9 protein-coding genes are annotated in these 9,848 nt (G+C 68.0%); 7 read left to right on the top strand and 2 right to left on the bottom strand.

Annotated features, from left to right (window positions below; genetic code table 11):
- Window positions 1–2: 2 nt before the first annotated feature.
- Entirely contained in the window at window positions 3–2,384 is a 2,382-nt protein-coding gene (locus JZ791_RS34660) for an acetyl-CoA acetyltransferase (RefSeq protein WP_216900564.1), read from the top strand.
- Window positions 2,385–2,405: 21 nt separating this feature from the next.
- Here the strand turns inward: JZ791_RS34660 and JZ791_RS34665 are convergent, their stop codons facing one another.
- The gene (locus tag JZ791_RS34665) at window positions 2,406–3,284 is read right to left on the bottom strand and encodes an LLM class flavin-dependent oxidoreductase (protein WP_216900565.1); all 879 of its coding nucleotides are present in this window, start codon (window positions 3,282–3,284) and stop codon (window positions 2,406–2,408) included.
- A 111-nt stretch (window positions 3,285–3,395) separates the two neighbouring features.
- Between JZ791_RS34665 and JZ791_RS34670 the strand changes: the two genes are divergently transcribed.
- Window positions 3,396–4,007: a TetR/AcrR family transcriptional regulator gene (locus JZ791_RS34670; protein WP_438804590.1), complete on the top strand. Its 612-nt coding sequence runs from the start codon at window positions 3,396–3,398 to the stop codon at window positions 4,005–4,007.
- Between the two features lie 164 nt (window positions 4,008–4,171).
- Here JZ791_RS34670 and JZ791_RS34675 read toward each other — a convergent pair whose 3' ends face one another.
- Window positions 4,172–4,747 carry a TetR/AcrR family transcriptional regulator gene (locus JZ791_RS34675; RefSeq protein ID WP_216900569.1) on the bottom strand — a complete coding sequence of 192 codons (576 nt, stop codon included), beginning with the start codon at window positions 4,745–4,747 and terminating at the stop codon, window positions 4,172–4,174.
- Window positions 4,748–4,805: 58 nt separating this feature from the next.
- On the opposite strand from JZ791_RS34675, the gene JZ791_RS34680 reads away from it, so the two are divergent.
- The 5 genes from JZ791_RS34680 to JZ791_RS34700 all read left to right on the top strand — a co-directional run bounded on the left by JZ791_RS34680 (window position 4,806) and on the right by JZ791_RS34700 (window position 9,705).
- Complete coding sequence (locus tag JZ791_RS34680) at window positions 4,806–5,948, top strand: acyl-CoA dehydrogenase family protein (protein ID WP_216900571.1); 1,143 nt, start codon at window positions 4,806–4,808, stop codon at window positions 5,946–5,948.
- A 154-nt stretch (window positions 5,949–6,102) separates the two neighbouring features.
- Entirely contained in the window at window positions 6,103–6,999 is an 897-nt protein-coding gene (locus JZ791_RS34685) for a TauD/TfdA dioxygenase family protein (protein WP_216900573.1), read from the top strand.
- A complete protein-coding gene (locus tag JZ791_RS46670) occupies window positions 6,996–7,892 on the top strand; it encodes an ABC transporter permease (protein ID WP_308163263.1) in 897 nt (298 codons plus the stop codon). The genes JZ791_RS34685 and JZ791_RS46670 overlap by 4 nt, the downstream gene beginning before the upstream one ends.
- Window positions 7,889–8,614, top strand: a complete 726-nt coding sequence (locus JZ791_RS34695) for an ABC transporter ATP-binding protein (RefSeq protein WP_216900575.1) — start codon at window positions 7,889–7,891, stop codon at window positions 8,612–8,614. Before JZ791_RS46670 ends, JZ791_RS34695 begins: the two co-directional genes overlap by 4 nt.
- Before the next feature lie 35 nt (window positions 8,615–8,649).
- On the top strand, window positions 8,650–9,705 hold the full coding sequence (locus tag JZ791_RS34700; RefSeq protein WP_216900577.1) for an ABC transporter substrate-binding protein: 1,056 nt from the start codon (window positions 8,650–8,652) through the stop codon (window positions 9,703–9,705).
- Window positions 9,706–9,848: the final 143 nt, after the last annotated feature.

Consider the following 9,848-nt stretch of genomic DNA (forward strand, 5'->3'; position numbering starts at 1 on the left):
GAGTGTCAACAGAAGTGTCCGATCTGCCGCCCGGTACGCCTGTCATAGTCGGCGTGGGCCAGTTCTCCGAGCGGCTCGGGCAACCCGGGTATCGAGCGCTGAGCGCGGCCGATCTCGCGGCCGAGGCATTGCGAGCGGCGGTGGACGACACTGGTGTCGATGCCGGGCAGGTCATCGCGGCGATCGACACCGTCGCGGCGGTCCGGGCATTCGACGACGCGCATCCCGCGGCCGTCGCCCCGCTGGGCGCGCCGGACAACGTGGCCCGGGCCGTCGCGGGCCGGGTCGGCGCCCGGCCACGCCGCGCGATCCTCGGCCCGACCGGTGGGCAGAGCCCGCAGAAGCTGGTGAACGATCTGTGCGCCGAGATCGCCGTCGGCCGTAGCGAAGTGACTGTACTGGTGGGCGCGGAGGTCATCTCCACGGTCCGAAATCTGTCCGGACGTCCGGCCGCCGAACGGCCCGACTTCACCGAACATGTCGCGGGCTCGCTCGAAGACCACGGATACGGCACCGACGGGATGACCCCCTCACAGGCCGTGCTGCACCAGATGACCGAGGCCGCGGTGTTCTACACCGTGCTGGAGAACGCGCGCCGGGCCCGGCTGGGCGCCGGCCGGGCGGACTACGCTCGGTCCATGGGCGAGCTGTTCAGCCCGTTCACGACGGTCGCAGCCGCGAATCCGCATGCCGCATCGCCGGTGGAACACACTGCCGCGGAGCTGATTTCGGTGGACGAGCGCAATCGCAGGATCACCGACGCCTACCCTCGGCTGCTGGTCGCCCGCGATCAGGTGAACCAGGGCGCGGCGATCGTGATCATGTCACTGGCGGCCGCGCGGCGTCTGGCAATCCCCACCGAAAAGCTGGTATTCCTGCACGGCCACGCCGATTTGACCGAACGCGAACTGCTCGTGCGACCGGATCTGAGCCGCAGCCCCGCGGCCGTCGCGGCGATCCGATATGCCCTGGATATGGCCGGAGTCGGGGTCGATGAGCTGGCGGCGCTGGACCTGTACAGCTGTTTTCCCATCGCGGTGTTCAACGTCTGCGACGGGATGGGGTTGGATCCGCGGGATCCGCGCGGGTTCACGGTCACCGGCGGGCTGCCCTACTTCGGCGGCCCCGGCAACGGTTACTCCGCCCACGCCATCGTCGAAACCGTTGCGCGCGTCCGTGATCGGCCTGGTGATTACGGCATGGTGGTCGCCAACGGCGGTCTGCTGAGCAAACATTCGGTCGGCGTCTACGCGACAACCCCGATCGCCTGGCAGTCGGCGGATACCGCCACCGTCCGGGCCGAACTCGACGCCGCGCCAACGGTTCCGGTGATCTTCCATGCGGACGGCTGGGGAACCATCGAAAGCTACGCGGTGCGTTTCAACCGCGACGGCGCGCGCGTCGGCATCGTGATCGGCAGGCTCGACGACGGCAGTCGATTCGTCGCCAACGCCGTCGACGGCGACGATGAGCTGACCGATGTGCTGGCCGACGGCGAGCCGCTGGGCCTGCGCGTGTTCGCCCGTTCGACCGATCGGGGCAATCGGGTAGCGCTCGGTCGCGAGCAGATGGCTCGGCTGCTCGGCGAACCGGTTCGGGCACTGCGGGATTCGTACGAGCACGTGCGGATCACCCGCGTGGGGCAGGTGCTGGAGGTGATGATCGACCGCCCCGAGGTGGGCAATGTGCTGGACGCGCGGACGCACCGGGAGCTGGACGAGATCTTCACCGCGTTCGAACACGACGACGAGCTGTGGGCCGCGGTGCTCTACGGCGCCGGGGACGAGGCGTTCTGTCTCGGCGGAGATCTGCGCGACGCCGTCTCGCCCATACAACTGATGTCGTTGCCGCGCAGTGGATTCGGCGGTCTGGCCGCGCGGGAGCTGAGCAAGCCGGTGATCGCGGCGGTCAACGGGCGCGCGGACGGCGGCGGGCTCGAGCTCGTGCTGGCCTGTCACATCGTGGTGGCCGACGAGGACGCGTCGTTCGCCCTGCCGGACACCGGAATCGGGCAGCCGCCCGGCCTGGGTGTGCTGGTGCGGCTGCCCCGGATCGTTGGCCGGGCGCTGGCCAACGACATGATCGTCACCGGGCGGCGCCTGGACGCGGCCGAGGCCCTCGGCGCGGGGTTGATCGCGCGAACGGTCCCGCCCGGCAAGGCTATCGCCGCCGCCCGCGAACTGGCCGCCGACATCGTCACCCGCTCGCCCGTGGCCGTGCGCACCGCCCTGTCCTTCCTTGCGCGCAACGACCACGCCGCCGACCCGCTTGCCGCCCTGCATCATCCGGACCTGCTGTTGGACACGCTCATCGCCCATCACGATCCGATCGAGGGCTTGGCGGCACTGCGTGAGCGCCGAGTCCCGAACTGGCGCAACACCTGACGCGGGTCGTGACCCGCCGAGCTATACGTGCGCGCCGATCAGCTCTCCGGCGACCCAGTGCGCCACATCGGCGGGATAGGGGTTGGTCAGGGCCAGGACGATATGGGTGAATCCGGCCTCGATCGACCTGCCGATCGCGTCGCGGGTGGCGGCGGGGCGGTCGTAGGAAACGGGGATGTGGATCGAGCGGACGATCTCCGCGGGGTCGCGGCCGATCTCGGTGCAATAGCGATCCAGTAGGGCACCGCGCTCGACCGCGCCGTCGAGATCGGCGCCGCCGCCCGGAATGTTCCAGATGTCGGCGTGTTCGGCGACGATGCGCAGGGTCGCGGACGCGCGGCCACCGATCATGATCGGCGGGTGTGGGCGCTGCACGGGCTTGGGGTTGCCGAACGCGCCCTTCAGCCGCACGTATTCGCCATCGAAGTCGAAGGGCTCCGGTTCGGTCCACAGCCGCCGGATCACCGTGCACGCCTCGGCGAAGGCCGCGGTGGCGTAATCGCCGTCATGGAAGGGGATTCCGTGCATTTCGTACTCGCGCCGGGCGATCGGATGGCTGGGCCGCGAGCCGACGCCGATGCCGAAGTCGAGCCTCCCGTTCGAGACGATGTCGACGGTCGTGGCGATCTTGGCCAGCATCGCCGGCGGCCGGAATCGGTTGCTGGTCACCAGAAGTCCCAGGCGCAGCCGTTCGGTCTGCGCGGCCATGGCCGACAGCAGGGTCCAGCCCTCGAAGATCGGTCCGGTCGTATCCCCGGCGATCGGCATGAGGTGGTCGAACAGCCAGGCGTGTTCGATCTGCGGTATCGCGTCGGCTTCGCGCCAGACGCGCAGGATGTCGTGGTAGTCGACCTGCATGGGCGCGGTCGCGATGCCGAAGGTGGGGCGGATGTCGTTCATGTGTGTTTCCTCGAGATCGGTGTATCCGGCATAATGGAAGCAAACGGAACCTCGTCCCGTTTTACGATACGGGACGCTGTTCCGGTTAGCAAGGTGGTGAAGGGAGTGATCGTGGGCGAGTCACGGACGCCGGAACCGGGCGCCGGTGGGCGGGACGCCGTGCGCGCGGATCGGCCGCAGCGGGCGGATGCCCGCCGGAACAAGGAGTCACTGCTCGACGCCGCGGCCGCGATCTTCGTGTCCTCGGGCGTGGACGCGCCGGTGCGGGATATCGCGGTCCGCGCCGGGGTCGGGACGGCGACGATCTACCGCCATTTCCCGACCCGGGCGGATCTGATCATCGCGGTGTACCGCCATCAGGTCGAGGCCTGTGCGGAGGCCGGTCCGGCGCTACTGGCGTCGAGCCCGAGTCCGCATGCCGCACTGGGGACGTGGATCGGCATGTTCGCCGACTTCCTGGTCACCAAGCACGGCCTCGCCGCCGTCTTACGTTCGGAGGGCTCGGGTTTCGAGGGTCTGCACAACTACTTCCTGGATCGCCTGCTGCCTGTGTGCACCCAATTGCTGGATGCCGCAGCCGCATCCGGTGAGATTCGATCCGATGTGCAGGCATACGAGCTCATGCGCGGCGTCGGGAACCTGTGCATCGGCGCGGAGCGCGACACCCAGTACGACGCCCGCAGGCTCGTGCGTTTCCTGATCGAGGGGTTGCGGCGAGGGTGACCCGTACCGCATCAGGCTCTCGCCGAAGGAGGTTGGCGCACAACCGTTCCCAGGTAGCAGCATCGCGCAGGACAACCTCGATTCGGTGACCGCGCGCGGCAATTCGTCCGCGGCACGGTGGGGCCGGGGTGGCGAGGGCGGATTCGCCTGCTGCCGCGACCGATTCAGGCGTTGATGCCGGTGGTGAGCAGGGCGGCCAGCTCCCGGTAGGCGGCCGCGTCGTCCAGGCCGGTGTGGTCGCGAACCCCGCCCTGCTGGATGCGCACCATCATGGTGGCGGCCAGGTCGGCGGCGAAGGCGGCGTGCACCGGCCGGAAGGCGCCCGCGGCGACGCCCTCGTCGATCAGTTCGCGGACCCGGCGCGCGGCGATGCGGGTGTTGCGCTCGTAGATCTCCCTGGCGGGGGCGAAGGCGGACAGGTCGGCCATGAACCGGGGCGAGGCGGCCGACAGCGCGACGCCGACCCCGGACAGGTAGGCGGTGATCCGATGGCGCGGCTCGTCGTCCGGCGTGATGCCGGACTCCACGTCGTCGGTGGCGCGGCGGAAGAAGTGCACGGTCGCGGCCCGGACCAGCTGTTCCTTACTTCCGGCGAGTGTGTAGAGGGTGGATTTGGAGCATCGCAGCCGCGCGGCGATCTCGTCCAGCGTCAGGTGCGCGAAGCCCTCGGCCAGGAAAAGATCGACCAGCTCGTCGAACAGTTCGATGCGGCGGCGGGTGGCGAAGGCGGGCCGGTCCATAGTTGAATAGTACTGTGGATGGTAATTCAGTACCGTTCGTCGTAGCGAGGAGTGCCTGGTGGCCGTTGATCGTCTCTTGCCCACCGATGAGGCCCGCGAACTGATCGGGCTCACCCGGGAGATCGCAGACAAGGCGCTCGCGCCGATCGTGGACGAGCACGAACGGGCCGAGACCTATCCCGACGGCGTATTCGCCACGCTCGGCGAGGCCGGGCTGCTGAGCCTGCCGTATCCGGAACAGTGGGGTGGCGGCGGCCAGCCCTACGAGGTGTACCTGCAGGTGCTCGAGGAGATCGCGGCCCGATGGGCGGCCGTCGCCGTCGCGGTCAGCGTGCACAGCCTGTCGTGCCACCCGCTGCTGGGGTTCGGCACCGACGAACAGCGGCGGCGCTGGCTGCCGGAGATGTTGGGCGGCAGCCTGATCGGCGCATACAGCCTGTCCGAACCACAGGCCGGATCCGACGCCGCAGCGGTGGCGTGCAAGGCAGCGCCGGTCGACGGCGGTTATCGGGTGAACGGCACGAAGGCGTGGATCACGCACGGCGGCATCGCCGACTTCTACACGGTGTTCGCCCGCACCGGCGAAGGGACGCGGGGCATTTCGTGCTTCCTCGTCGACAAGGACACGCCCGGACTGAGTTTCGGCAGACCCGAGCAGAAGATGGGCCTGGCCGCCGTCCCGACCACCACAGCGCACTACGACGACGCCTTCCTGCCGATCGAGCGGCGTATCGGCGAGGAAGGGCAGGGGTTGCCGATCGCCTTGAGCGCCTTGGATTCCGGCCGCCTCGGCATCGCCGCCGTCGCGACCGGACTTGCCCAGGCCGCGCTGGACGAGGCGGTCGAATACGCCAAGCAGCGCACCACTTTCGGCAAACCCATCATCGACCATCAGGGCCTGGGCTTCCTGCTCGCCGATATGGCCGCCGCGGTGGATTCCGCCCGCGCCACGTACATCGATGCCGCGCGGCGACGCGATGCGGGCCTGGCGTACTCGCGCCAGGCGTCGGTGGCCAAACTGATCGCCACCGATGCCGCGATGAAGGTCACCACCGACGCGGTCCAGGTATTCGGCGGCTACGGCTACACCCGGGACTTCCGTGTCGAGCGCTATATGCGCGAGGCCAAGATCACCCAGATCTTCGAAGGCACCAATCAGATTCAGCGCTTGGTCATCGCCCGGAGCCTGACCAAGCGCTGAAGCCAGAGCAGGCGTAGCGGCCGATCCGCTCACCGGATCGAATTGATGCGAAGCATCAAAATCCTGGTGAGTTGAAAGAGTTACCCGCCCGCGGAGCTCCCGTACCGTCGAATTGCGAATTACGCAGTACGCGATGCTTTTCGGAGGTCTCACCATGCCTTTGTCTGCCCGTAAACTAACGAGCCGTATCGGCGCGGTCATAGAGAATTTCGACTTCGAGCGCGAGCCCGACGCCGATACCGTCGCGGAGTTGCGCGGCGCTCTGAACGTGCACAAGGTGCTCGCCTTCGACGGCGTGCACCTGGACGACGCGGGTCAGGAGCGAGTGGCGTCCTGGTTCGGCCGGCTGACGACCGCGCACCCCACCGTTCCGTCGGTCGAGGGCGCGGCCCGGGTGCTGCCCGTCGACAGTGAGACCTCGAAGTCCAACACGTGGCATACCGACGTCACCTTCGTCGCCAATCCGCCGCAGCTCTCGACCTTGCGCAGCGTGGTGACGACCCCGTACGGCGGTGAGACGCTGATCGCCAACGCGGGCGCCGCGTACCGCGATCTGCCCGAGTCGTTGCGCAATCTGGCGGATTCGCTGCGTGCGGTGCACACCAACAAATACGACTATGTTCGCCGCCCGGCCGTGACGGACGCGCAGCGCGAGCACGATCGCCTGTTCGTATCGACGGTCTACGAGGCCGAACATCCGGTGGTCCGGGTGCATCCGCTGACTGGAGAACGCGGCCTTTTCATCGGCGGCTTCGCCGGGCGCATCGTCGGCTTGTCGGATAGCGAATCCAGGGCTTTGCTCGAGATATTCCAGAAGTATGTGACCCGGCCGGAGAACCTGGTTCGGTGGTCGTGGTCGCCGAATCAGTTGGTGATCTTCGACAATCGAATCACCCAGCATTACGCGATCGACAATTACGACGATCACCCGCGCCGGCTGAATCGGGTGACCGTCGCCGGTGAGTTGCCGACGGGCGTCGACGGCGTCCGGAGCCGGCAGCTCGTCGGAGACGCGACCCATTATTCGCCCCTGCTCGAGGCCGTGGCGTGACACGCGCCGGACTCGCGCCGCCCGTCGACCGCATCACGAGCACGACAGAGGTCCGCACGCGCACATCGGCGCGCGAGGTGTTCGTGGCGAAGGACGCTCGCCACAGAAGTTCGCTGGCCCGGCTGCACGAGCGCGTCAGCTGGCCGCTCGGGATCTACACGACTCCGGTGCTGATCCTGATCCTCTGGGAGATCCTCTCGCAGGCCGGTGTTCTGGGTTCCGCCTATGCTCCGGCGCCGACCTCGATCGCGAAGTCGGCGGTGGATCTGTGGCAGCAGGGCGTGCTCGGGCCCGATCTGGCGATTTCGCTGCGCCGCTCGGCAGTCGGGCTCGCGATCGGCCTGACGGCGGGCATCGTGACGGGCATCGCCGGTGGGCTGCTGCGCAGCGGTGAGTACCTGTTCAACGGTGTGGTGAGCATTTTCAACACCATCCCGATCCTCGCGGTGCTGCCCATCATGATCGTGTGGTTCGGCATCGACGAGCTGCCGAAGGTGCTGATCATCGCGTTCGGGGCCTTCGTCCCGATGTATCTGAACCTGTTCTCCGCTATTCGTGGCGTGGACCAGCGGCTGATCGAGATGGCCCGGACGACGGGTGCGGGAACCTGGCGGCTGGTCAGCCGGGTCCTCGTGCCCGGTGCGTTGCCGGGATTCCTTGTCGGCCTGCGATTCTCGCTCGCGTACAGCGTTCTGGGACTCGTCGCGGCGGAGACCGTCAACGCGAACAAGGGCCTGGGTTTCCTCATCACGCAGGGACAGACCTATCTGCAGACCGATCAGGTGTTCGTGGGGCTCGTGGTCTACTCGATCCTCGGCCTGCTCGCCGATCAGTTCGTCCGAATCCTGGAGCGGGTCCTGCTGCGGTGGCGACCCGGGTACGAGGCGTCATGACTACCGTGATCGAGCCGCGGCTTCAGGCCGGCGCACTCGTGGATCAGGTGGTCCGGCGATTCGGTGACCGAATCGTCCTGGATCATCTGGACCTGCGCATCGAGGGGGAGGAGCTGGTGGTCCTGCTCGGCCCGTCCGGGTGCGGCAAGAGCACGCTGCTGCGGCTGCTCGCCGGGCTGGACCGGCCGGACGGGGGCGCCGTCGAGGTGCCCGCGCAGCGGGCCATCGTGTTCCAGGCCGACCGGCTGCTGCCGTGGCAGCGGGTGCTGCGGAACGTGACCATCGGACTGCACGGTCCGGGCGCGGACGATCGTGCCCGGGCCGCCCTGCGGGAGGTCGGGCTGGCCGGGCGGGAGCGGGCCTGGCCCAAGGAGTTGTCCGGCGGCGAGGCGCAGCGCGTATCCCTCGCTCGCGCACTGGTTTCGGAGCCCGAACTGGTGCTGCTCGACGAGCCGTTCGCGGCGCTGGACGCCATCACCCGGCTGCGGATGCACGATCTCGTGCGGGAACTGCGCCGCAAACACCACGCCGCGATGCTGCTCGTCACGCACGATGTGGACGAGGCGATCGCGCTGGCCGACCGGATCGACGTCATGAGCAACGGCCGGATCGGGAATTCACACACGGTCGACCTGTCGGCCGCCGACCGCGAGGCGAGCATCGCCCGCGAAGAGTTGCGTTCCGCGCTTCTAGCGGATCTGGGACTCGTTGCGCAGCAATAAGAATCACCCTCTCACACGAACAATAAGGATTTTCGATGTCACTCGAGCTCGGTCATGTCACCAGAACCGTCGCGCTGGTCGCCGCGGTGGGCATTCTCGCGGCGTGCGGCTCGACGAGTTCGGGATCGGCCGGCAAGCCGCTGGCCGGGACCTTCGGATCGAACGCCGGTCACCCCGAATGGAGCAACTACACCTTCACCCTCGGTGACAACGGCGGAGACGGTTCCGAGGCCCTCGCGGCGATCACCGGCGCCTTCGACAAAGCCCCGTATAAAGTGAAATTCGCCCGGTTCACCTATGGGCCGCCCCTGGTGCAGGCCGCCGCGTCCGGCGATATCGACCTGGGCAGCGTCGGTGACGTCCCGCCCATCACGGGCGCGGCGACCGAGTACGGCTTCAATATCGTCGGCGTCTCGCGCTATCTGAACCCCTCCCAGGCCGTCGAGAACATCCTCGTGCCGAAAGGCTCGCCGATCCAGAACCTCCAGCAGCTCCGGGGCAAGAAGATCGCGGTGCCCCAGGGCAGCTCCGCGCACGGCCTGGTACTCAACGCACTCAGCAGCGCCGGGCTGACCCCGGCCGACGTCCAGCTGGACTTCCTGGACCCCGCCGCGGGCGCCACGGCGTTCAGCAGCGGGAAGGTCGACGCGTGGGCGATCTGGAACCCGGAGTCGGCCCTCGCGGAGAAACAGGGTGCACGGGTGCTGATTCCGGGGCTCCCGCCGTTGGACCAGACCAGTAATTACTACGTCGCGCCCAACAGGGATCTCGGTGATCCGGTGAAGCGGGCCGCGCTCGCCGACGCGTTCCAGCGCTTGGCGGCGGAATTCTCTTGGGGCGCCAAGCATCCCGACCAGCTCGCTCAGGCGATCACCACCGAAGAGGGCATCCCGCTGGCCGAGGCGAAAGCGGTTCTGGCCCAATTCGAATACCACGTGACCGGCGTGGAGCAATCCGACATAGCCGCCGAGCAGTTGCTCAGCGACTCGTTCCTGAAGGCCGATCAGATCAAGAAGACGGTGAACATCTCCCAGATCACGCAGAACATTCTCCCGGCGGGCTACGACAGTGCGAAGGGCACAGGCAGCTGACGGCGGTGGGCTCATCGCGCCCGGCGTGCTCGATATGGCACGCCGGGCGCGATCTCGTCGTGGCTCAGCCGGCGCTACCGGTCGGCCAGCCCGGGCCGGGACGGGTGTGGCCGGGAGGTGTCGGGGGGCAGGGCTGTCTCTTA

The organism is Nocardia alni, from assembly GCF_019038435.1.
GTDB lineage: Bacteria > Actinomycetota > Actinomycetes > Mycobacteriales > Mycobacteriaceae > Nocardia > Nocardia alni.